Raw genomic sequence first — 20,863 nt, 5'->3', positions numbered from 1 at the left:
GCTGAACAGATGAACGTCAAACCGGACTTTTCCAAAGGCATCAGCCACGCCCAGACCGCGCCCGCCTTCCTAAGCGTATGGGACATGCACGCCTATTACGGTGAAAGCTACATCGTGCAAGGCATCAGCTTTAACGTGCACGAGGGTGAGATCCTTGCCCTTCTGGGCCGCAATGGCGCGGGCAAGACATCGACCTTGCGGTCGATCGCCCGTATTGGTGATCCGCAGGTGACCCATGGCGAGATTTGGCTGGACCACCAACCGCTGCACAAGATGTCGAGCCACGAGGCAAGTCAGGCAGGTCTGGGCTTGGTGCCCGAAGATCGCCGCATCATCCCGGGTCTCACGGTCGAAGAGAACCTGAAGCTTGCCCAGATTGCCCCGCCGATTGGTTGGTCAATCGAACGGCTTTACGACCTGTTCCCACGTCTTGGCGAACGGCGCACCCAAGAGGGCACGACCCTGTCGGGCGGCGAACAGCAAATGCTTGCCATCGCACGTGCTCTGGCCCGGGACATCAAGGTGCTTTTGCTGGATGAACCCTACGAAGGGCTGGCACCTGTCATTGTCGACGAGATTGAAAAAACCCTCACGATCATCAAAGAGCAGGGAATCACGACCGTGATCGTGGAACAGAACGCCGTGCGCGCATTGCAACTGGCAGACCGGGCTGTGATCCTTGACACCGGCGGTATCGTATTCGACGGCACAGCTGCCGAAGTGCTTGAAAACGAGGAATTGCGGGCAGAGTATCTGGCCATCTGACGGTAATGCATCATGCAAAGACTGAACGAAAGGGCCCCGAAGCGGGCCCTTTTTTGTGTCGCTGCATCAGGTCTTTCAACCTCACACTGTGACTGAAGTTGCAACAGCATGTGGCTTGGATTGCGCCCGGTGACCAAACGTCAGCATGGGCGCTTTCCACCAACTGCATCCAAGGATATAAGCGCGGCCATACATGGCAGGGCGCGCAGCGCGCCTTTGGCAATCGTTGAGGACAAGAATGACAAAAAGCAACCATGACGCGGACGTGGCCTTTATCCAGGCGCTGGCCGAACTGCTGCGAGAAAACGATCTGACGGAACTTCAGGTCAAACGCGAATATGGCGAAGACGACAGCCTGAACGTGCGTGTGTCGCGCCAGACAGCGCAACAGGTTGTCACGCAAGTCGCCGCCCCTGCTCCTGTCGCCGCAGCAGCGCCTGCCGCGGCACCTGCCGCTGCCGCTACGGCATCGGAACCTGCAGCCGATCCCGCCAATGACCCCGGCGCCGTCACATCCCCCATGGTCGGCACCGTGTACATGCAGGCCGAGCCCGGGGCGCCGTCCTTTATCAAGGTGGGCCAGCAGGTCAGTGAAGGTGACACGCTGCTCATCGTTGAGGCGATGAAAACCATGAACCACATCCCGGCCCCACGCGCAGGCACGGTCAAGCGGATCCTTGTTGATGATGGGGCAGCCGTAGAATTTGGCGCACCGCTTGTGATCCTCGAATAAGGGTCTGCACATGTTCAACAAAATCCTGATTGCCAACCGCGGAGAGATCGCCCTGCGCGTCATCCGTGCCGCGCGCGAGATGGGCATTGCCACCGTTGCCGTGCACTCCACCGCAGACGCCGACGCCATGCATGTACGTATGGCCGACGAATCCGTATGCATCGGACCGCCCGCGTCGCCGCAATCCTATCTGAGTTTTCCAGCCATCATTTCGGCTTGCGAAATTACGGGCGCCGAAGCGATCCATCCTGGCTATGGCTTTCTTTCCGAAAACGCGCAGTTCGTGCAGATTGTCGAAGATCACGGCCTGACCTTTATTGGCCCCACCGCGGAACACATCCGCGTCATGGGCGACAAGATCACCGCCAAGGATACGATGAAGGCGCTTGGAGTGCCGTGCGTACCCGGGTCAGAAGGTGGTGTTGCGACCCTCGAAGATGCCAAGAAACTTGGCGATGAAATGGGGTATCCCGTCATCATCAAAGCCACCGCAGGCGGCGGCGGGCGCGGCATGAAGGTTGCGCAGACCGCTGCCGACATGGAAAGCGCATTCATGACTGCGCGCGCCGAAGGCAAAGCAGCGTTTGGCAATGATGAAGTCTATATCGAGAAATACCTGACCACCCCGCGCCATATCGAAATCCAGGTCTTTGGCGACGGCAAAGGCCGCGCGGTGCATCTGGGCGAACGCGACTGTTCGCTGCAACGCCGTCATCAGAAAGTATTCGAGGAAGCCCCCGGCCCCGCCATCAGTGCCGAAGAGCGAGCAGAGATTGGCCGTGTCTGTGCCGAGGCCGTGTCCAAGATCAACTATATCGGCGCAGGCACCATCGAGTTCCTGTATGAGAATGGCGAGTTCTACTTCATCGAGATGAACACGCGCCTGCAGGTGGAACACCCGGTGACCGAGGCCATCTTTGGCGTCGACTTGGTGCGTGAACAAATCCGTGTGGCGTCCGGCATGGACATGTCATTCCAGCAGGACGATTTGCAGATTAACGGTCATTCGATCGAAGTGCGCCTGAATGCGGAGAAACTGCCAGACTTCACGCCGTCGCCAGGTCGGATCACGCAGTATCACGCGCCCGGCGGTCTCGGCGTGCGTATAGATTCGGCTCTCTATGATGGCTATTCGATCCCGCCGTACTACGACAGCTTGATCGGGAAGCTGATTGTGCACGGCCGCAACCGGGCCGAGGCGCTTGCACGTCTGAACCGGGCCTTGGGTGAGTTGATCATCGACGGAATCGACACAACCGTGCCTCTGTTTCATGCGCTTTTAGCTGAAAAGGACATCCACACCGGGGATTACAACATCCACTGGCTGGAAAAATGGCTGGAAGAACAGGCTGAATAGCGACCAGTGATCAAGAATGTAGGGATCGCTGTATGCGGTCCCTTTTTTATGTCCGGACAGAGGAGTAGTCTGCGTTCATTCCCGGCGGACCCGCACATGAAAGACGACATTCGACTGACCCCCAACCTGTTGTTGCAGGGCTATGCCTCGGGCATTTTTCCGATGGCAGAATCGCGCGACGATCCGGAAGTGTTCTGGGTCGATCCGCGCATGCGTGGGATCTTGCCGCTTGACGGCTTTCATATGTCTCGGTCGCTCGCGCGCGCCATGCGACGCAGCGATTGGACATTGCGAGCCGATGCCGATTTCAACGCTGTAGTCGAAGGCTGCGCGGACCGGATCGACACGTGGATTAACCCGGAAATTCGAAACCTTTACAACGCATTGCACGCAAGAAAGCAGGCAAGGTCAATCGAGATATGGGATGGGCCGCATCTGGTTGGTGGCGTGTACGGTGTTGTTTTGAAAGGTGCATTTTTTGGCGAAAGCATGTTTTCGCGCCGAGCAAATGCATCAAAGATGGCGTTGGCGGCAGCCGTGGACCACTTGCGCCGTGCAGGGTTTGTCCTGTTCGACACTCAGTTTCTGACAACGCATTTGGCCAGCCTTGGTGCCACGGAAATCACACGCGCCACATATCACGCGCGTCTTGAGCGGGCGCTAAGCGTGCACAGCGCTGATTTTGACGCGATCCCTGTAGGAACGCTCTATGACGTGGTGCAGCGCATGACCCAGACGTCATAACGCGGATGCTCCATCGCGTTCAAAGCGGGGGCAGAGGCAATCATCCAGCCAGAGAATACCACGCCGTCTTTCCCGGCTTCTGTGATCTGCAAACCGGCATAAGCGTTGCTTGACGGATTGCCAGACGGGTACCGACACTCGGTCAGGGTGATGCTGAGACGCGCAAACCGCACCGTGCGACCCGCCTGCATCTGAATATCAACAACCTGACCGCTGAACTTGTCCAACCCGCGCAGAACAGCGCCCTGAGCGGATTCCGTTTCCTGTTGCGCGGCGGCGATCCCGGTGCTTTGCAACGCGATCGCCAGCACCGCAACATGTGCGGCGCGCCGTATCATTCGTCTTCGCCCCCCGAGACGAATTTCAGCAGCAGGGAAATCAGGCTCACCGAGCCCTGAGTATCGATAATTTCATCGCCAGCTTCGAAGTAGAAGGGGGAACCACCGGGCATGATTTCAACGAAGTTGCCGCCCAGCAACCCTTCGGAGCTGATGACAATGGCGCTGTCATCCGGGATTTGCGTGTCGGACCGCACTGACACCACCGTGTCGGCCCGATACGTTTCCGGGTTCAAGGCCACATCTGTAACAGTGCCAACCTTAACACCTGCGAGCCGCACATCGGTGCCGATGCTCACGCCTTCAAGGCTGCGGAAACTGGCTGTCAGTGGATAGGCAGCGCCATTGTTGCTGCCAAGGCCTGCAACTTGGGCGCCGTACACGGCAAATCCAATAGCTGCCGCCAGCACAACACCGCCAACCAGAACCTCGCTCGTGTTCTCGGCCATTTATTCGGGCGTCCAGGCTTCGTAGTCGGACCGCTCGGCCGGTTCAGCGCGGCGGATGGACCCCGCAGGGGCATAGGCCAAGGCCGTCCCGGTCAGGTTCGGCTGGTGCGGTTTTTCCCAATCCTTGCGTGTGAGCGGCTTGTCGGTTGGCGGCTCGTCCCATGTGCGGTGCAGCCAGCCGTGCCACTCGGGATCCACACGGCTCGCCTCAGCCTCACCATTGTAGATGACCCAGCGGCGGCGATCATCATGCGTCTTGTAGAAGACGTTGCCCTCGCTGTCTTCGCCAACTTTCACGCCCTTTCGAGCCGTAAATATCTGCGTATTAAGCGTTTGGCCGTTCCACCAAGTCACCGCGCGCAACAGCGTGTTGAGAATGCCCATATATCGCCTCCGACGTTTGGATCAGTCTATGCCGTAATACGACACAGAGGTCCAGTGGCGCAGGTGCCGCAGTCCTTCGGCATCTTGAATCTCGCTCAATTTTCAATGGGACGCGACTACTTGAGCGTGTATAACTTTAACAAGTCGTAAACTGGGGGCAGACTGTGACGGACACGAATGGGGCAAGTGAACTATCATCGGAGATCGCAGCAACCTGTTTCGGGGTCAAGGTTCCCGCGTCCCCTTTCCTGAACGAGACCCGCATCCGCCGCATGAATGAAGGCCGGTACGAGGGCGAGGAAATCAAGGGAGCACTTGATGTCGTTCAACCGGGCGATCGCGTTCTGGAACTGGGGGCCGGTCTGGGCGTAGTTGGGGCGGTCATTGCAAAAAACGCGCAGCCGGATGCAGTCCTGTCCTTCGAAGCGAACCCGAACCTGATCCCACACATCAAAGAGCTGCATCATCTGAATGATCTCGAGGACATGATGGAGGTGCGCCATCAAGTGGTGACGGCAGGGCCAGATCAGCCGGATCGCGTCACTTTTCATTTGCGTACGTCCTATCTTGGATCCTCCTTGATCCAGAATGACCGCCGCAGGAGCACACCCGTTGAGGTCGAGACCGTCCCGTATGACACCGTCATCAAGACATTTCGCCCCGATGTGCTGATCATGGATATCGAAGGGGGCGAACTGGAGCTTCTGCGTCACGCAAATCTGCGCGGCATCCGTGCCATCGTGTTGGAATTCCATCCCGACGCCTATGGCAAGGCAGGGACACGTGAATGCAAGAAAATCCTGCGGAATTCCAACTTCATAAAGAACGAAAAGTTATCGACGCGCTTTGTCTGGACGTGCACGCGAGACGAAGTTTGGTCACACCCCGACTCCAGTTGGCCCGACCCAACCGGAGGCTGGTCAGAACGTGTGCAGACTTGCGAAAATGCCATTGTTAAGCCAAGCGAAACCAGTGGCTTCATCAGTCGGTCTGGTGTGCAAACCGCGCAAGGCGACGATGTTCCCATGGCCGCGCATTGGAGGAACAAAGGTCGCACAACCCTACCGTTTGATCCCTTAAGGAACCCGCCTAAGCCGTTGCCTGGACGTTGGATCTGGGGTGGTGTCCTGTATCGTAACTTCGCCCATTTCATCGCGGAATCACTTGGTCGGTTGTGGGCGCTGGACGTCGTACGGGGCGATATCGACGGAATACTGTTTACGCCCCGCCGCCCCGGCAGCGTGCTGTCGCTCAAATCCTTTCAGACGGACATATTCACCGCCATGGGCGTCAACGTTCCGGTCAAGGTAATCGATGCCCCACGGCAGGTAGAAGAACTGATTGTTCCTGGTCAGGGATTTGGTCTTGGCGCGATTGTTGCGGGCACACCTTTGTTTCGACAATTCCGTGAAAACCGTTTTGCAAAAGACATTGCGCCCGAAGGCAGCGAAAAGCTGTACATTTCGCGTTCAAAACTGTCGCTCGAAAAGGGCGGCTTGCTCGGTGAAAAACAGATTGAAAAACATCTACGTGCAGAAGGGTACGAGATTTTTCATCCGCAGCTACACTCAGTTCATACCCAGATCGCCCGCTACAGGGCAGCAAAACAGGTGATCGCGAGCGAAGGTTCAGCCCTCCATATGTTGGCATTCTGCGGTTTGACGGACCAAAAGGTCGCAATGATCTCGCGCCGTAAATCCAGCGCAACGAAGATGATTGCACGCCATCTGACATCGTTCACCGGCAACACGCCGTTGGTCGTGTCCTGCCTGAAATCCGTGTGGGAACATCCTGATACCCAGCGCGGGCGTCTGGCCATGGGGGAACCGGAGATGCAAAAAATACAAAAAACTCTTTTCGAAAACGGGTTCATCACTGCCAGCACGCCCTGGCCAGAAGTTGATCCCGTTAGCATTCAGGCCGTTTTGGACAAGCGTTTCAAAAGAGCAGCTTAAATCTGCTCTGGCAACACCGCTGTCACTTCGATTTCAATCCGATACTTTGGATCGATCAAACCGCATTCAATCATCGTGGCCGCAGGTGGGTGCGCACCAAAAGTGGCCCTCAAGATAGGCCAACACGGCTCAAACTCATGGCGATCGGGCAGCATGTAGGTGACGCGCACGACATCTTTCCAGTCCGCCCCCGCTTCGGTCAAAGCCGCGTGGATCGTGTCCAGTGCGTCTTGGCATTGCTCGGGTGCGGTGCCGCCCTGCCCCACGGTGCCAGCAACATGGATCCATCCTCCGGCAACGACCGCGCGACAGTAACCAATCTTTGGCTCAAACGCGCCACTGGAATGAATGCGTGTGATTGTCATCGTCCATCCTTTCAATGGCGCGCACATAAGCGCGCCTTACGGTTTCGGCCTGGTCAGCCCTGGATACATTCAACAAAAAAGGCGGGTTTGAAACCCGCCTTACTTTTGCATCGGTATGCTCAGACTAACTCGCGGAAGCCGGCTCTTTTTCTGCCTCGGCATGGATCATGAGCGGCGTCGCATCGGAGTTCACTGCTTCTTCGTTCACGACCACTTCTGCGACGGATTCCAGTCCGGGCAGCTCGAACATGGTATCCAACAGGATGTCTTCGAGGATCGAGCGCAGGCCGCGCGCACCCGTTTTGCGTTCGATCGCACGCTTGGCAATTGCCGTCAGTGCGTCGTCAGTAAAGGTCAACTGAGTGTCTTCGAGTTCGAACAGGCGCTGATACTGTTTGACCAGCGCATTCTTTGGTGCCGTCAGGATGGTGACCAGCGCGTCTTCGTCCAGATCTTCGAGCGTCGCCAGAACAGGCAGGCGGCCAACGAATTCCGGGATCAGCCCGAACTTCAAAAGATCCTCTGGCTCAAGGTCGGTAAAGATCTCGCCCACGCCGCGTTCGTCATTGTCACGGACATCCGCGCCAAAGCCCATCGCAGACCCTTTTCCGCGCTGTGCAATGATCTTGTCCAGACCGGCAAACGCTCCGCCACAGATGAACAGGATGTTCGTAGTATCCACCTGCAGGAACTCTTGCTGCGGATGCTTGCGGCCGCCCTGTGGAGGAACCGAGGCCACGGTGCCCTCCATCAATTTCAGCAGCGCTTGCTGCACGCCCTCGCCTGAAACGTCGCGTGTAATCGACGGGTTTTCGGACTTACGGGTGATCTTGTCGACCTCGTCGATATAGACGATGCCGCGCTGCGCACGTTCGACATTGTATTCCGAGGCTTGGAGCAGTTTGAGAATGATGTTCTCGACATCCTCGCCGACATAGCCCGCTTCGGTCAGCGTGGTCGCATCCGCCATCGTGAAGGGTACGTCCAGAATCCGGGCCAGCGTCTGGGCCAGAAGTGTCTTGCCGCAGCCGGTTGGACCGATCAGCAGGATGTTTGATTTTGCCAGCTCGATATCCCCGCCCTTTTGGGCGTGGTTCAGACGCTTGTAGTGATTGTGCACGGCCACTGACAGAACGCGCTTCGCCATCGCCTGACCAATCACGTAGTCGTCGAGCACCTCGCAGATATCCTTTGGCGTGGGCACGCCATCCGTGGACTTGAGGCCAGAGGCTTTTGTTTCCTCCCGGATGATGTCCATGCAGAGTTCGACACACTCATCGCAAATGAACACGGTCGGTCCTGCGATCAGCTTGCGGACCTCGTGCTGGCTCTTGCCGCAAAAGCTGCAATAAAGGGTGTTCTTGCTGTCGCCGCTCGAATTCGTGGCCATGTCGCGTCCTTCCCGGCAGATGCCGCCATTCCAGGTGCCGGAGGTATCCGGCCCGCCCCGCGTTGACCGTCAGCTTAAGACAGGCCCGCGGGGTCCACAATCGTCTTTTTGCCTGACCTAACGGTCAGATCACGCACCCCGTGAGGTGCGCAAAACATAGGCTCAACTTTCTTCGTCGTCGGCCTTCGCGCGCTTGTCCACGATCTCGTCAATGTGGCCCCATTCCTTGGCTTCCTCGGGAGTCAGCCAAGTGTCGCGATCCAGTGCCTTTTGCACGGTCTCATAGTCCTGTCCGGCGTGTTTGACATAGAGCTGATACAGCCGCTCTCGTGTCTGTTCAATATGGCGGGCCGAGATCAGGATATCGGACGCCATGCCCTGCGATCCGCCGGACGGCTGGTGCACCATGATTTCCGAGTTGGGGAGCGCAAACCGCATCCCCGGCTCACCGCCAATTGCGATCGCCGACCCCATGGACGCCGCCATGCCGCAGACCAGCGTGGACACCTTGGGCCGGATGTATTGCATCGTATCGTAAATCGACAGGCCGGCCGTCACAACGCCGCCGGGCGAGTTGATGTACATGCTGATTTCCTTGGACGGGTTTTCCGCCTCAAGGTGCAGCAACTGCGCGACAATCAGATGGCTCATCCCGTCATGGATGGGTCCGTTGATGAAGACAATCCGCTCCTTCAGCAGGCGCGAAAAGATGTCATAGGCCCGCTCGCCCCGGCTCGTCTGTTCAACAACCATGGGCACCAGATTGTTCGTGAAGTGTGCATATTGATCGATGGGATCGCGCATAATGTCTTGCCTCGTCAAACCTCGGCGAGACCATACCCGCCAAGTCGTTACCCGAGTCTTAGTATCGGCGTTCGGGGGCTGCAAGGGCACGCGAACGCTTGAAGAGATACCGCAGCCGCCTAGCTGGGCTTCCATGACCGACGCTCTGACCCGATTTCACCCGACACGCACCGCAGCGCTTGAACGTTTGCACCGGTTTCTGCCCCAGGCGGGGCGCAACTATGCTGCGCGGCGCAACTACGATATGGGCCGCGACGGGCACGAGGGTGTGTCAACGCTCTCGCCCTATATCCGGGCCCGCCTGATTACCGAAGCAGAGGTGCTGCAGGCAACGCTGGCCCGCCACAATGCCAAATCCGCTGAAAAGTTCATTCAGGAAGTGTATTGGCGCACCTACTGGAAAGGCTGGCTCGAAATGCGGCCGGCCGTGTGGGGGCAGTATAAATCGGCCCTGAAAGGCGCGCTCGACAATGTGCAAACACAATCCGGCCTGCGCGACAGATGGGAGGCTGCGTGCAAAGGCGAAACAGATATCGACTGCTTCAATACCTGGGCGCAAGAGCTTGTTGAAACAGGGTATTTACACAATCACGCGCGTATGTGGTTCGCATCCATCTGGATATTCACACTGCGGCTGCCATGGGAATTGGGCGCTGATTTCTTCCTGCGGCACCTGCTGGATGGTGATCCTGCCTCGAATACACTCAGTTGGCGCTGGGTGGCGGGCATCCAGACGCCTGGCAAGACGTATCTGGCCCGCACGTCCAATATATCGAAATACACCGAAGGGCGGTTTGCACCAAAATGGCAATTGGCTGCCGAAGCACCCGCCTTGTCCGGACCACCCAAACCAGACGCGATGCTGCTGCCCGAGGCCGGTCTGCCAAGACCGACACAACGCACCGGCCTGATCCTGCATGACGACGATCTGAGCCCGGGCTTCATTCTGGATGCGGGCATTGCACCTGTTGCAACAGCGGTGATCACCACGCGATCCGGGCTGTCGCCGTTGACCGTGGCAGGCCATGTGACAGATTTTGCCAGCGCCGCCGCACAGGATACGGCGGACCGCTTTGGCGCAAGGCTTGGAACGATATCCTACCCTGCACCAACAGCCGAGGCACTGGCACATTGGGCCAACGCCAAAGAGCTGGACCAGATCGTAACGGCATACGCCGCCGTCGGGCCTGCGGCAGATGTCTTGGCGCACTTGGCGACAACTGATGGCGCGCCACCTTTGTACCGGGTCCGGCGCTCGCATGACAGCGCGGCATGGCCCCACGCGACCCACGGCTTCTTTCGCTTCAAGGACAAGATCCCCCAGTTGTTGGAGGGGCCGTGGGCGGCGGAGTGACCTATTCCAAGCAGGTTTTCAGAGATGTCGCCATGTTGCGGATGACGGTAGAATAAAGATCGGGACCGGGCACCACGGACACACCAATCGGGTCGATCTCGCTCGAGCGCACATCGCCCAGCGCGTTGACGATGCCTGGATTGAACTGCGGTTCGGTCAAAGCACATACAGCATCCAGCGCAGTGATCTCTTCGCGCAATTCGGCAAGGCGTCTGGGGCTTGGATCTTCGGCATCCGAGGCCGAGACCGCCCCAACCGCCGCGATCCCGAACCGCGCTTCAAAGTACTGGTAGGCGTCGTGAAACACGATGAAGGACCGATCAGCAATAGGTTGAATGTCTTGTTCAACGTCCGCGATAAGCGCGTCGATTTCACTTTCAAAATTCACCGCGTTGTCCGTGTACGTCTGCGCATTTTCGGGGTCGATGTGCCCAAGCTCCTCGGCAATGACCGCCGCCCAGATCACAGCATTTTGCGGATCGAGCCAAGCGTGCGGGTCTACGCCGTCCGCGTGCGCGTGGCCATGATCATCATGCGTGTTCTCCTCGTCGGCATGATCGTCATGCCCCTCCTCACCATGCTCGGCCTCATCATGCCCATGATCATCGTGCTTGTCGTCTTCATGACCATGCGCGTCATGCCCGGCCTCTTCGTGATCATGCGTGTCATGATCGTGTTCTTCGTGCGCCTCTTCCCCATGTCCATGGTCATGGGCAGCAAAGGACGCACCTTCCCGAAGGTCCAAACGCAGTGTGGCGGGCAGCCCCAGCAGCTCGATCTGCTCTGCCCCACTGCCCAGGTTATCTATCGGCCCCTCCAGCCAAGGGGTCAGACCATGACCCATCCAGACGATCAGGTTGGCCTGATCCAGCGCGCGCGCTTTGGACGGGCGCAGGCTGTGATCGTGCGGAGACGCACCGGCAGGCACGATAAGGTCAGGTGTGCCGACCCCCTCCATGACTGCCGCAACGATGCTGTGCACCGGGGCAATGTCCACGGCCACGCGCGGCGCTTCAGCCAGTGCAGTTGTGCCAAGCAGAGCGACAAGAGTTGCCGGAAAAAGAATGCGCATCACGATCCCCAATTGATATGTTATAACATCCAATTGAGATTGCTATATGTCATGGTATAACATATCAACCCCAAAATTCTGACGGCACTGCTCCGAGGCTCCATGCCCACCATTGGTTTCCACAAACACGACCACGCGACCTGCATCAGCTCGACCCTTGCTCGGGCCGAGGCACATTGCACAGCGCACAGCCTCAAATTTACGCCGGTGCGCCGGCGGACATTGGAAATCCTGCTGGCCGAACATCGGGCGCTTGGCGCCTATGACCTGCTGGCCATCTTGTCGAACGAAGGGTTGGGTACAGCGCCCCCCGTCGCCTATCGGGCATTGGACTTTCTGACTGGTGCCGGTTTTGCCCATAAGATCGAAGGGCTGAACGCCTATATCGCCTGCGCGCATCTGGGCGAGGATCACGCACCCGCGTTTCTGGTCTGTACCCGCTGCAAGACCGTGGCCGAGGCCGATACCGCCGCAGACAAGGGGCGCTTGGGACAGGCCGCCGCCGCCACCGGATTCAAGATTGAAAAGACAGTCATAGAGGCCATGGGCATCTGCCCCGCCTGTGTGGAGGACACCCCATGCGCTTGATGACCGCCGAAGGGCTGACACTGGGACATGGTTCGACACCTGTGTTGCGCGATGTCGATTTTCACATTGATCGGGGCGAGATCGTCACATTGGTCGGCCCCAACGGATCGGGCAAATCTACACTGGTCAAAGGGCTGATCGGTGCGATCCGCCCCATCAAAGGCCGAGTGGATCAGGTCCGCGGCCTGCGCGTCGGCTACGTGCCGCAAAGCCTTCAAATGGACGGGTTTCTTCCGCTGACCGTCTCGCGTTTCCTATGCCTGCCACACAGACATTCGGACGACGCCATGGCGCGCGCCTTGCAAGAGGCGGGCGTACCTGATCTGGCCAAGCGCCAGATGCGCGACCTCTCCGGCGGGCAGTTCCAGCGTGTTTTGCTGGCACGGGCCCTTCTGATGGAACCTGACATATTGATCCTCGATGAGGCCACCCAAGGCCTCGATCAACCCGGGGCCGCTGCCTTTTATCGCCAGATCGCAGATGTGCGTGACCAGTTGGGTTGCGCAGTGCTGATGGTCAGCCACGATCTGCACGTGGTCATGGCCGCTTCCGACCGGGTACTTTGCCTGAACGGCCACGTGTGCTGTCAGGGCACGCCGGACGTTGTGCAGGACGCGCCCGAATATCGCGCCCTGTTCGGAACCGGGACGCAAGGGGCCTTTGCCCTTTATCGTCACCAGCACGATCACCACCACCATCATCACGACCAAGACCACGGGCACGACCACGAAGATGCTTGACGATTTCCTTGTGCGCGCGGGCCTTGCCGGTGTCGGCACGGCCCTCGCCGCCGCCCCTCTTGGTTGCTTTGTCGTGTGGCGCCGCATGGCCTATTTCGGCGATGCAACGGCCCATGCCGCCCTTCTGGGTGTCGCACTGTCCCTCGCCTTCCAAGGCCCAATCATGATCGGTGTGCTGGCGACGGCCCTCATCATGGCGACGCTGGTGCAATCCCTGTCGGGCCGTGGATTGGCCGAAGACACGCTGCTGGGCGTGATGGCACATGCAGCGCTGGCCGTCGGCATCGTCGCCGTGTCCCTGTTGTCGGGCGTGCGGGTGGACCTGATGAGCTACCTGTTCGGCGACATCCTTGCCGTGTCCAAGACCGACCTGGCGCTGATCTGGACCGGGGCCGCCGCCGTGGTCGGCCTGATCCTGTGGCGCTGGCAAAGACTGCTCACAGCCGCGCTGAATCCGGATCTTGCACAAGCCAGCGGCATCTCGGCCAAGACAGAACAACTGGTCCTGACGATTGCCCTTGCCGTGACCGTTGCGGTGGCAATCAAAGTGGTCGGAGCGCTTCTGATCGGCGCCCTTCTGGTTATCCCTCCCGCCGTAGCACGCCCCCTCGCGCGCACGCCCGAGGTTATGGCACTGCTGACGGCAGCTATCGGCAGCTTGTCGGCGCTTGGTGGTTTGGGCGCGGCCTACCAGTTCGATACCCCGACCGGACCGACAATCGTCTGCGTCGCAGCCGGGCTGTTCGTCATCACGACCTTGTTTGGCGCACGCACCCTTCGGTGACTCAAAGATCAAACACCCAGATAGGTGTTTGCAACGTCCCCGGGCACGTCGGCCATCGCCCCGTGCCAAACTGAACGGCCACGTTCGAGGATCACGGCACGATCCGCAATCCGGCCCAATTCGGCCAGCGACTTGTCCACCACCAGCAATGAAAGCCCGGTGTCCCGGCGCACAGCATCCAGCGCCGCCCAGATCTCTTGACGCACAACCGGGGCCAGCCCTTCCGTCGCTTCGTCCAGAAGCATCAGTCGCGGATTGGTCATCAGCGCCCGACCGATGGCCAGCATCTGCTGCTCACCACCAGACAGATGCCCCGCCAACTGGCTTGAGCGTTCCGCCAACCGGGGGAACAGACCCGTCACCTTCCGCAGATCCCAAGCCCCGGGACGGGCCGCCGCGATCAAATTCTCACGGACCGTCAGGCGGGCAAACACGCGCCGACCTTCAGGCACCAGCCCCAACCCGGCATACGCGGCCAAATGCGATGGTATGCGGGCCATGTCCCGTCCATCAAACTGCACTGTCCCCCGCGAGTGCTTCATTATCCGACAGATCACCCGGATCGTGGTGGACTTGCCCATGCCGTTGCGGCCCATCAGGGCCAGCACCTCGCCCTCCTCCACGGCCAGATCAACGCCAAACAACGCCTGCGCCGCACCATAGGCCGCTTCGATCCCCTCCAGACGCAGCAGGCTCATGGCGCACCCTCCTCACCCAGATAGGCGATGCGCACATCCGCGTTGCTGCGGATGTCGGCGGGCGTACCTGTTGCGATCACCTTGCCTGACACCAAGACCGAAATACGATCGGCAAGGGCAAAGACAGCATCCATGTCATGCTCAACCAGCAGAATGGGTGCTTCGCTGCGCAAACCATCCAGAAACCCGGTCATGCTGGCCGATCCCTCGGCCCCCAGACCCGCCATTGGTTCGTCCATCAGGAATACCTTGGGGCGCAGGGTCAGTGCGACGGCCACCTCCAGCAGGCGGCGTTGCCCGTGGCTCAACTCGCCTACGCGCACATGTGCCACGTCCGACAGGCCAACACGCTCCAGTGCCGCCTCAGCCTGCGCGCGCGCATTGCCATCCCGCATGACCGATCGCGCAAAGCGCCACACACGGCGCGACGCACCAACGACACCCAGAACAGTGTTCTGCAACACCGTGTTCTCCATGGCGAGCGCACTGATCTGAAAGGTGCGACCCAAACCCGCACGGGCCCGCTCAGCCGTGCCAAGGGTGGTCATATCACGCCCATCGAACAGGATGCGGCCCGCGTCAGGGACAAGGCCACCAGCAACTTGCTGGATCAAGGTCGACTTGCCCGCCCCGTTTGGTCCGATCAGCGCATGAATCTCACCCGACAAAAGGGTCAGCGACACATCGTCCGTCGCACGCAACGCGCCAAAGGACTTGGATACCCCCTGTATGTCCAGAAGCGGATCAGCCATGGTGCGCGCCCCGCCCGGCCAAGGCACCAATGACGCCGCCTCGTGCAAAAAGGACAACAAACAACAGGATGGCGCCGAGGTAGATCAGCCAGAACTCACTGACCCCGCTCAGCAGATGCTCTAGCAGCACAAACAGACAGGCCCCCACCACCGGCCCGAACAACCGGCCAATGCCACCCAGCACGATGAAGACAATGAACTCCCCCGACATCTGCCAACTGAACATGGTCGGCGACACAAAGCGGTTGAGGTCTGCAAACAGCGCCCCCGCCAGCCCCGTCACAGCACCGGAAATGACAAAGGCCACAAGGCGCAGATGAAACGGGCTGAGGCCCACGGTCTCAGCCCGCGCCGCGTTCTGCCGTGCGGTGCCAAGCGCCAGACCAAACGGGGACCGCTCAATGCGCCCCATGATAAGCAGCACAACGGCCAGAACGGCGAACACAAGACCAAAGAACTGGATGGGATCAAGCGTATTGAGGCCAGGAAAACTGTTGCGCACATAGATGCTCAACCCGTCTTCACCGCCGTAGGCCGGCCAGGAAATGTTGAAGTAATAAAACATCTGCCCGAAGGCGAGCGTGATCATGATGAAGTAGACACCCGCCGTGCGCAGCGCCAGCAGACCAATCAGCAACGCCGCCAACGCACTGACAAAAACAGCCGTCAGCCAGATCACCGGCATGGACTTGGTGCCCTCGATCACAAACAGTCCAAGGTCCAGCGGCGCATAGCTTTGCGCATGGCTCGCCAGAATGCCCATGGCATAGCCGCCCAGCCCGAAGAACACCGCGTGTCCAAGGCTCACCAGCCCGCCCAGACCAAGGGCAAGGTTCAGACCCACAGCAGCAAGGGCAAGGATCGCCGCACGCGTCGCAAGCGTGATCGCAAACGGCTCGTCCAACACAAGCGCAATGACAGCGACCGCAGGCAGCGCCAGAAAGACAAGGGTGTTCAGAACCGCCTCGCGCTGCATCATGCCGTCCCGTAGAGGCCCGTGGGGCGAAAGATCAGAACCAACGCCATCAGGATGTAAATCGACATCGAGGCCAACGCCGACCCTACTGAGGTCGCGGCGGACGCGTCCATCACGCCACTCAGTGCAAGGGGCAACAGAACGCCGCCCAACGTATCGGTCAAACCGACCAGAAGCGCGCCAACCAATGCGCCCTTGATCGACCCGATGCCACCAATGACGATCACGACAAAGGCAAGGATCAGGACAGGCTCCCCCATGCCGACCTGTACCGATTGGATCGCTCCAACCAAGGCTCCGGCCAGCCCAGCCAGCGCCGCGCCCAAAGCGAAGATCAACGTGTAAAGCTTTGAAATATCAACACCAAGGGCTGCGATCATCTCACGATCACTCTCACCCGCGCGGATTTGGATACCAATACGGGTTCGCGCGATCAAAAGGAACAACCCGACCGCGATCACCAGACCGACACCGATGATGAGCAATCGGTAAGCGGGGTACTGAATGCCACCGGGCAATGTAACCGGCCCCGCCAGTGCCGCAGGTACGTCCAGATAGAGCGGAAAGGACCCGAACGCCCAACGTGTCCCTTCGGACAAGATCAGGATAAGCGCAAAGGTGGCCAATACTTGATCCAGATGATCACGTTCATAGAGGCGGCGGATCACTCCAATTTCAATGATCGCGCCCGCCGCAGCAGCTGCAATCAGGCTTGCCCCTAAAGCCAGCACAAAGGACCCGGTGGCCCCAGCAACCGCAGCCGCCGCAAAGGCCCCGATCATGTACAGCGAGCCGTGCGCCAGATTGATCAGGCCCATGACGCCAAAAATCAGAGTCAAACCAGCCGCCATCAGGAACAGCATGATCCCCGATTGCAGCCCGTTCAGCACCTGCTCAATCAACAGAAGCGTCGTCATTCGCCCCGTCTTACGGGGTCATCTTCACCCCGCAAGCCTCTCATTTTTATGGAAGGTATGGCCTCGGGCATAACTGAGGCCAATCAGATCAAAGCTTGCAATCCGCCGCATAAGGATCGCTGTGATCCGTCGCAGCCGTGCCGACGATCCGGTTGGTGACCAGATCACCTTCCTTGATCACTTCGCGCATGTAGATGTCCTGTACCGGGTGGTTGTTTGCCCCGAACGAGAACTTGCCGCGCACAGACTGGAAATCCGCCTCTTTCAGCGCAGCCCGGAAGGCATCGGCATCATCCACATCTGCCTTGGCCGCGGCGGACGCCAGCAACAGGCCAGTGTCGAACCCCTGCGCCGCATAAATCGACGGCAAGCGACCGTATTCAGCCTGGAAGGCTTCCACGAAATCAGCATTGCCCGGCACATCCAGATCCTTTGACCAGTGCGCCGTGTTCTTGGCCCCCACGGCAGCGTCACCAATGGCCCCCAAAATGCCCTGATCAAAGCTGAACGCTGGACCCGACACAGGCTTGTCCACGCCCGATCCCGCATACTGCTTCATGAACGAAATCCCCATGCCACCCGGCAGGAAGAAATAGATCTGGTCGGCATCGCTCGCCCGCATCTGCGCAATCTCGGCGGCGTAGTCGGTCTGACCCAGTTTGGTATAGACCTCGGCCGCAATCTCGCCTTGGAAGGTGCGCTTGAAACCGGCCATGATGTCCTGCCCCGCAGGATAATTCGGGGCCATCAGGAACACTTTGCCTGCCTCACCACTCAGCGCCGTGCCCGCCGCTTCCGAGAACGCATCGTTCTGCCAGCTCACATTGAAATAGTTCTGATGGCACCCCTTGCCCGCCAATGCGGACGGGCCAGCGTTGGGCGACAGGTAAAACTTGCCCTGTGCCGTCGCGGCAGGCACCACCGCCATGGCCAGGTTCGACCAGATGATCCCGGTCATCACGTCAACCTTTTCGGACTGGATCATCTTGTCGGCCAGTTGCACGGCGATGTCCGGTTTGCGTTGGTCATCCTCGATCACCAGCTCGATGTCGTCATTGCCCTTCACTGCCAGCAGGAACCCGTCGCGTACGTCGATGCCAAGGCCCGCGCCACCGCCCGAAAGCGTTGTGATCATGCCGACCTTCACCCCATCGGCTTGCGCGCCCGCACCCAGGGCCGCGACGCAGGTCGCAGCCAGAAGCTGTTTGAATGTCATTGAAGTCTCTCCCTTATCTGCCGGACTCTGACGGCCCGTCTTTCGTCGCTATCAGGCGCTTATACGCCCCCATTCTGTCAAGCCCTAGGTCACTCTCTGGCGGGCCATAAAGACAGGATCGTCCCACAACCGGTCTCGCATAACCGTTTCGATATGATCCACAGCCGCCAACACATCTGCTTCATCCAGATACAGCGGGGTGAAGCCAAAACGCATGATGTCCGGCGCACGAAAGTCCCCGATCACGCCGCGGGCGATCAGAGCCTGGACCGCTGCATAGCCATGTTCAAACCGGAACGACACCTGACTGCCGCGCTGCGCTGCATTGCGCGGGCTGGCAAGGGTCAGGTTCGGCACACGCGCCTCAACCTCGCGGATGAACACCTCCTGCAAAGCCACTGATGCGACGCGCAAATCCTGCATGTCGATGCCTTCCCACACCTCCAGGGCCGCCTCCAACGCGGTCAATTGGATCACCGGCGGTGTGCCGACCCGCATTCGCTCGATACCCGGCGCCGGGCGATAGTCGAGGTCGAAAGCAAAGGGCGCGTCATGCCCCAGCCACCCGGCCAGCGCCGGATCGATACTGTCGGCCAGATCAGGCCGCACATAGACAAACGCAGGCGCGCCCGGCCCGCCGTTCAGATACTTGTACGTGCAGCCCACCGCAAATTCACAAGCACAGGCGGCCAGATCAACGGGCAGCGCACCCGCGCTGTGCGCCAGATCCCAGATCATGACGGCCCCCGAACTGTGGGCCAGTTCGGTTAAGGCGCCCATGTCGTGCACCCGGCCCGTGCGATAATCGACCTGCGTCAGCATCACCGCCGCGACACTGTCATCCATCGCATCAGCAACCGCTTCGGGCTCTACCACACGCAGCTCATACCCGCCGTCCAGCATCTGGATAAGCCCCTGCGCCATGTAAAGATCGGTGGGGAAGTTACCGGAATCACTCAATATCACCTTACGGTCTGGCCGCATTTTCAATGCGGCCGCAAGGGCCTGATAGACCTTGACCGACAGTGTATCGCCCATCACCATAGTGCCCGCAGGCGCGCCGATCAGCCGACCCACCATATCACCAACACGGCTTGGTTGCGCCATCCAGCCCGCACTGTTCCACCCCTTGATCAGCTCCGCGCCCCATTCATCCTGCATCATCTCGGCGACACGCGCCTTGGCGCCCTTCGGCAACGGCCCAAGGGAATTGCCATCAAGATAGATGACACCCTCAGGCAGATCGAAAAACTCTTTTCTCAGAACCATCTACAGGGCCCCTCTCACATTCCAAAGCTCAGGAAACAGAACAACGTCCAGCATCTTGCGCAAATAGCTGACACCCGCCGTTCCGCCAGTGCCGCGCTTGAAACCGATGATGCGTTCAACGGTCGTCACATGGTTGAACCGCCAGCGGCGGAAATAGTCCTCAAGATCCACCAGCTTCTCGGCAAGTTCATAAAGCTCCCAATGGGTTGCCGGATCTTCATAAACCTTTTGCCACAAATCCTGCACATGATCGCGCGCAGCCCACGGCCCGGTGTGCGGCTCCCCCGCCAGATCAGCCGCGTCGAAATGACTGCCCAATCGGGCCAAGGCCACCTGATACAGGCTGGGCCGCGCCAATTCCGCGGACAAGGTCGCAAATGCCTCAGGCCGGTGCTCATGCACTTTCGACACGGCAAGCTGCCGGTTGCCCAACACATACTCGATCAACCGGTACTGATGCGACTGGAACCCAGATGAATTGCCAAGGCTGGGCCGAAAGGTCGTGTATTCGCTTGGCGTCATCGTGCGCAATACATCCCACGCGCCGTTGAGTTGCTCAAAGATGCGCGCCACCCGCGTCAGCATCTTGAAGGCCGGGGCCAGCTCACCCTCTAAAATAGCGTCGCGGGCCGAGTTCAACTCATGGATGGCCAACCGCATCCACAGCTCGGATGTCTGGTGCTGGATGATGAACAGCATCTCGTCATGGGCGTCCGAACGCGGATGCTGAGCGGTCAGCAGCGCATCCAGTTCGAGGTAATCGCCATAGGACATGTCCGCCGTGAAATCGAGCTTGGCACCATGGTGTTCGTCATTGCCGGTCATTGCCTGCCTCCCCCGCACGATAATGTGCAGGCACGCGGCGATGTCCATAGCAGCATGAGATGTGGATAGTCCCGACCTCTAACCTGATGACGGCTTTGCGGGACTTTGTTGCCGTTAGGTTTTTGCAACTGAATGACCGCTGTGTGCGCTTCGCCACCATAGTTAAAAACAGCATCGCGGCGAACCTAAAATTCGCTGTCCGCGCTAACGTTGTCGGTACAATCCGCCAAAGCGGACACGAAGTTGACGAGGATTCTAATTTAAGCTCTACGGTCATGGCGAGTTGGCTCAAACCACACTGCGGAATGTTGCCTAGGCTCAGGACTCATAACCAGTAAGTAACGATTGCGGCGAGTGCGATTGCTGAGAGGAAGACCTTTGGGCATCT

General features: G+C 59.3%; 23 protein-coding genes. 9 read left to right on the top strand and 14 right to left on the bottom strand.

Annotated features, from left to right (window positions below; all coding sequences use genetic code 11):
* Nucleotides 1-9: 9 nt before the first annotated feature.
* The 4 genes from Q1A75_RS18995 to aat all read left to right on the top strand — a co-directional run bounded on the left by Q1A75_RS18995 (nucleotide 10) and on the right by aat (nucleotide 3,599).
* Nucleotides 10-765 carry an ABC transporter ATP-binding protein gene (locus tag Q1A75_RS18995; protein WP_299555106.1) on the top strand — a complete coding sequence of 252 codons (756 nt, stop codon included), beginning with the start codon at nucleotides 10-12 and terminating at the stop codon, nucleotides 763-765.
* Between the two features lie 238 nt (nucleotides 766-1,003).
* Entirely contained in the window at nucleotides 1,004-1,498 is a 495-nt protein-coding gene (gene accB / locus Q1A75_RS18990) for an acetyl-CoA carboxylase biotin carboxyl carrier protein (protein WP_299555108.1), read from the top strand.
* 10 nt (nucleotides 1,499-1,508) lie between these two features.
* Nucleotides 1,509-2,855 carry an acetyl-CoA carboxylase biotin carboxylase subunit gene (gene accC, locus Q1A75_RS18985; RefSeq protein ID WP_299555110.1) on the top strand — a complete coding sequence of 449 codons (1,347 nt, stop codon included), beginning with the start codon at nucleotides 1,509-1,511 and terminating at the stop codon, nucleotides 2,853-2,855.
* Between the two features lie 108 nt (nucleotides 2,856-2,963).
* Nucleotides 2,964-3,599 (top strand): leucyl/phenylalanyl-tRNA--protein transferase, encoded by a 636-nt coding sequence (gene aat / locus Q1A75_RS18980; RefSeq protein ID WP_299555152.1) that lies wholly within the window; start codon nucleotides 2,964-2,966, stop codon nucleotides 3,597-3,599.
* On the opposite strand, the gene Q1A75_RS18975 is transcribed toward aat, so the two are convergent.
* Genes Q1A75_RS18975 through Q1A75_RS18965 form a run of 3 tightly spaced genes read right to left on the bottom strand, consistent with a single transcriptional unit; the run spans nucleotide 3,563 to nucleotide 4,770 of the window.
* Complete coding sequence (locus Q1A75_RS18975) at nucleotides 3,563-3,937, bottom strand: DUF2155 domain-containing protein (protein ID WP_299555112.1); 375 nt, start codon at nucleotides 3,935-3,937, stop codon at nucleotides 3,563-3,565. The two genes, aat and Q1A75_RS18975, sit on opposite strands and share 37 nt — an antisense overlap.
* Entirely contained in the window at nucleotides 3,934-4,386 is a 453-nt protein-coding gene (mlaD, locus tag Q1A75_RS18970) for an outer membrane lipid asymmetry maintenance protein MlaD (RefSeq protein WP_299555114.1), read from the bottom strand. Before mlaD ends, Q1A75_RS18975 begins: the two co-directional genes overlap by 4 nt.
* On the bottom strand, nucleotides 4,387-4,770 hold the full coding sequence (locus Q1A75_RS18965) for an NADH:ubiquinone oxidoreductase subunit NDUFA12 (RefSeq protein ID WP_299555116.1): 384 nt from the start codon (nucleotides 4,768-4,770) through the stop codon (nucleotides 4,387-4,389).
* A 164-nt stretch (nucleotides 4,771-4,934) separates the two neighbouring features.
* On the opposite strand from Q1A75_RS18965, the gene Q1A75_RS18960 reads away from it, so the two are divergent.
* Nucleotides 4,935-6,725, top strand: coding sequence for an FkbM family methyltransferase (locus tag Q1A75_RS18960; RefSeq protein WP_299555118.1), 1,791 nt, complete (start codon nucleotides 4,935-4,937; stop codon nucleotides 6,723-6,725).
* On the opposite strand, the gene Q1A75_RS18955 is transcribed toward Q1A75_RS18960, so the two are convergent.
* From Q1A75_RS18955 to Q1A75_RS18945, 3 genes are all read right to left on the bottom strand, one after another.
* Nucleotides 6,722-7,090, bottom strand: a complete 369-nt coding sequence (locus tag Q1A75_RS18955) for a RidA family protein (protein ID WP_299555120.1) — start codon at nucleotides 7,088-7,090, stop codon at nucleotides 6,722-6,724. The genes Q1A75_RS18960 and Q1A75_RS18955 overlap by 4 nt on opposite strands.
* 124 nt (nucleotides 7,091-7,214) lie before the next feature.
* On the bottom strand, nucleotides 7,215-8,480 hold the full coding sequence (gene clpX, locus Q1A75_RS18950) for an ATP-dependent Clp protease ATP-binding subunit ClpX (protein WP_299555121.1): 1,266 nt from the start codon (nucleotides 8,478-8,480) through the stop codon (nucleotides 7,215-7,217).
* A gap of 162 nt (nucleotides 8,481-8,642) precedes the next feature.
* Nucleotides 8,643-9,284 (bottom strand): ATP-dependent Clp protease proteolytic subunit, encoded by a 642-nt coding sequence (locus tag Q1A75_RS18945; protein WP_299555123.1) that lies wholly within the window; start codon nucleotides 9,282-9,284, stop codon nucleotides 8,643-8,645.
* A gap of 133 nt (nucleotides 9,285-9,417) precedes the next feature.
* On the opposite strand from Q1A75_RS18945, the gene Q1A75_RS18940 reads away from it, so the two are divergent.
* A complete protein-coding gene (locus Q1A75_RS18940; RefSeq protein WP_299555125.1) occupies nucleotides 9,418-10,638 on the top strand; it encodes an FAD-binding domain-containing protein in 1,221 nt (406 codons plus the stop codon).
* Nucleotide 10,639: 1 nt separating this feature from the next.
* Here the strand turns inward: Q1A75_RS18940 and Q1A75_RS18935 are convergent, their stop codons facing one another.
* Nucleotides 10,640-11,710, bottom strand: a complete 1,071-nt coding sequence (locus Q1A75_RS18935; protein WP_299555127.1) for a zinc ABC transporter substrate-binding protein — start codon at nucleotides 11,708-11,710, stop codon at nucleotides 10,640-10,642.
* Nucleotides 11,711-11,812: 102 nt separating this feature from the next.
* Between Q1A75_RS18935 and Q1A75_RS18930 the strand changes: the two genes are divergently transcribed.
* From Q1A75_RS18930 to Q1A75_RS18920, 3 genes are read left to right on the top strand one after another with little or no spacing between them, the layout of a single operon-like run.
* Nucleotides 11,813-12,298 (top strand): transcriptional repressor, encoded by a 486-nt coding sequence (locus tag Q1A75_RS18930; RefSeq protein ID WP_299555129.1) that lies wholly within the window; start codon nucleotides 11,813-11,815, stop codon nucleotides 12,296-12,298.
* Nucleotides 12,289-13,038 (top strand): metal ABC transporter ATP-binding protein, encoded by a 750-nt coding sequence (locus tag Q1A75_RS18925; protein ID WP_299555131.1) that lies wholly within the window; start codon nucleotides 12,289-12,291, stop codon nucleotides 13,036-13,038. The genes Q1A75_RS18930 and Q1A75_RS18925 overlap by 10 nt, the downstream gene beginning before the upstream one ends.
* Complete coding sequence (locus Q1A75_RS18920; RefSeq protein WP_299555155.1) at nucleotides 13,031-13,822, top strand: metal ABC transporter permease; 792 nt, start codon at nucleotides 13,031-13,033, stop codon at nucleotides 13,820-13,822. Before Q1A75_RS18925 ends, Q1A75_RS18920 begins: the two co-directional genes overlap by 8 nt.
* 8 nt (nucleotides 13,823-13,830) lie before the next feature.
* On the opposite strand, the gene Q1A75_RS18915 is transcribed toward Q1A75_RS18920, so the two are convergent.
* From Q1A75_RS18915 to Q1A75_RS18885, 7 genes are all read right to left on the bottom strand, one after another.
* A complete protein-coding gene (locus Q1A75_RS18915; RefSeq protein ID WP_299555134.1) occupies nucleotides 13,831-14,520 on the bottom strand; it encodes an ABC transporter ATP-binding protein in 690 nt (229 codons plus the stop codon).
* Nucleotides 14,517-15,272, bottom strand: a complete 756-nt coding sequence (locus Q1A75_RS18910) for an ABC transporter ATP-binding protein (RefSeq protein ID WP_299555137.1) — start codon at nucleotides 15,270-15,272, stop codon at nucleotides 14,517-14,519. Before Q1A75_RS18910 ends, Q1A75_RS18915 begins: the two co-directional genes overlap by 4 nt.
* Nucleotides 15,265-16,248 carry a branched-chain amino acid ABC transporter permease gene (locus Q1A75_RS18905; protein WP_299555158.1) on the bottom strand — a complete coding sequence of 328 codons (984 nt, stop codon included), beginning with the start codon at nucleotides 16,246-16,248 and terminating at the stop codon, nucleotides 15,265-15,267. The genes Q1A75_RS18910 and Q1A75_RS18905 overlap by 8 nt, the downstream gene beginning before the upstream one ends.
* The gene (locus tag Q1A75_RS18900; RefSeq protein WP_299555140.1) at nucleotides 16,248-17,165 is read right to left on the bottom strand and encodes a branched-chain amino acid ABC transporter permease; all 918 of its coding nucleotides are present in this window, start codon (nucleotides 17,163-17,165) and stop codon (nucleotides 16,248-16,250) included. Before Q1A75_RS18900 ends, Q1A75_RS18905 begins: the two co-directional genes overlap by 1 nt.
* Nucleotides 17,166-17,253: 88 nt before the next feature.
* Complete coding sequence (locus Q1A75_RS18895; protein ID WP_299555143.1) at nucleotides 17,254-18,381, bottom strand: ABC transporter substrate-binding protein; 1,128 nt, start codon at nucleotides 18,379-18,381, stop codon at nucleotides 17,254-17,256.
* 84 nt (nucleotides 18,382-18,465) lie between these two features.
* On the bottom strand, nucleotides 18,466-19,650 hold the full coding sequence (gene kynU / locus Q1A75_RS18890) for a kynureninase (protein WP_299555146.1): 1,185 nt from the start codon (nucleotides 19,648-19,650) through the stop codon (nucleotides 18,466-18,468).
* On the bottom strand, nucleotides 19,651-20,475 hold the full coding sequence (locus tag Q1A75_RS18885; RefSeq protein WP_299555149.1) for a tryptophan 2,3-dioxygenase family protein: 825 nt from the start codon (nucleotides 20,473-20,475) through the stop codon (nucleotides 19,651-19,653).
* Nucleotides 20,476-20,863: the final 388 nt, after the last annotated feature.

It is taken from the genome of uncultured Tateyamaria sp. (genome assembly GCF_947504105.1).
Taxonomy (GTDB): domain Bacteria; phylum Pseudomonadota; class Alphaproteobacteria; order Rhodobacterales; family Rhodobacteraceae; genus Tateyamaria.
Note: the sequence above shows the minus strand (reverse complement) of the source record. Positions and strands in the feature narration are given on the sequence as shown.

Coding starts and splice junctions, on each gene's coding strand:
- Q1A75_RS18915 (WP_299555134.1), bottom strand. CDS start 14,520: ATGAGCCTGCTGCGTCTGGAGGGGATCGAAGCGGCCTATGGTGCGGCG.
- Q1A75_RS18910 (WP_299555137.1), bottom strand. CDS start 15,272: ATGGCTGATCCGCTTCTGGACATACAGGGGGTATCCAAGTCCTTTGGC.
- Q1A75_RS18905 (WP_299555158.1), bottom strand. CDS start 16,248: ATGCAGCGCGAGGCGGTTCTGAACACCCTTGTCTTTCTGGCGCTGCCT.
- Q1A75_RS18965 (WP_299555116.1), bottom strand. CDS start 4,770: ATGGGCATTCTCAACACGCTGTTGCGCGCGGTGACTTGGTGGAACGGC.
- Q1A75_RS18930 (WP_299555129.1), top strand. CDS start 11,813: ATGCCCACCATTGGTTTCCACAAACACGACCACGCGACCTGCATCAGC.
- accB (WP_299555108.1), top strand. CDS start 1,004: ATGACAAAAAGCAACCATGACGCGGACGTGGCCTTTATCCAGGCGCTG.
- Q1A75_RS18935 (WP_299555127.1), bottom strand. CDS start 11,710: ATGCGCATTCTTTTTCCGGCAACTCTTGTCGCTCTGCTTGGCACAACT.
- Q1A75_RS18920 (WP_299555155.1), top strand. CDS start 13,031: ATGCTTGACGATTTCCTTGTGCGCGCGGGCCTTGCCGGTGTCGGCACG.
- accC (WP_299555110.1), top strand. CDS start 1,509: ATGTTCAACAAAATCCTGATTGCCAACCGCGGAGAGATCGCCCTGCGC.
- Q1A75_RS18925 (WP_299555131.1), top strand. CDS start 12,289: ATGCGCTTGATGACCGCCGAAGGGCTGACACTGGGACATGGTTCGACA.
- mlaD (WP_299555114.1), bottom strand. CDS start 4,386: ATGGCCGAGAACACGAGCGAGGTTCTGGTTGGCGGTGTTGTGCTGGCG.
- Q1A75_RS18945 (WP_299555123.1), bottom strand. CDS start 9,284: ATGCGCGATCCCATCGATCAATATGCACACTTCACGAACAATCTGGTG.
- clpX (WP_299555121.1), bottom strand. CDS start 8,480: ATGGCCACGAATTCGAGCGGCGACAGCAAGAACACCCTTTATTGCAGC.
- Q1A75_RS18940 (WP_299555125.1), top strand. CDS start 9,418: ATGACCGACGCTCTGACCCGATTTCACCCGACACGCACCGCAGCGCTT.
- Q1A75_RS18885 (WP_299555149.1), bottom strand. CDS start 20,475: ATGACCGGCAATGACGAACACCATGGTGCCAAGCTCGATTTCACGGCG.
- Q1A75_RS18995 (WP_299555106.1), top strand. CDS start 10: ATGAACGTCAAACCGGACTTTTCCAAAGGCATCAGCCACGCCCAGACC.
- Q1A75_RS18955 (WP_299555120.1), bottom strand. CDS start 7,090: ATGACAATCACACGCATTCATTCCAGTGGCGCGTTTGAGCCAAAGATT.
- kynU (WP_299555146.1), bottom strand. CDS start 19,650: ATGGTTCTGAGAAAAGAGTTTTTCGATCTGCCTGAGGGTGTCATCTAT.
- Q1A75_RS18975 (WP_299555112.1), bottom strand. CDS start 3,937: ATGATACGGCGCGCCGCACATGTTGCGGTGCTGGCGATCGCGTTGCAA.
- Q1A75_RS18900 (WP_299555140.1), bottom strand. CDS start 17,165: ATGACGACGCTTCTGTTGATTGAGCAGGTGCTGAACGGGCTGCAATCG.
- Q1A75_RS18895 (WP_299555143.1), bottom strand. CDS start 18,381: ATGACATTCAAACAGCTTCTGGCTGCGACCTGCGTCGCGGCCCTGGGT.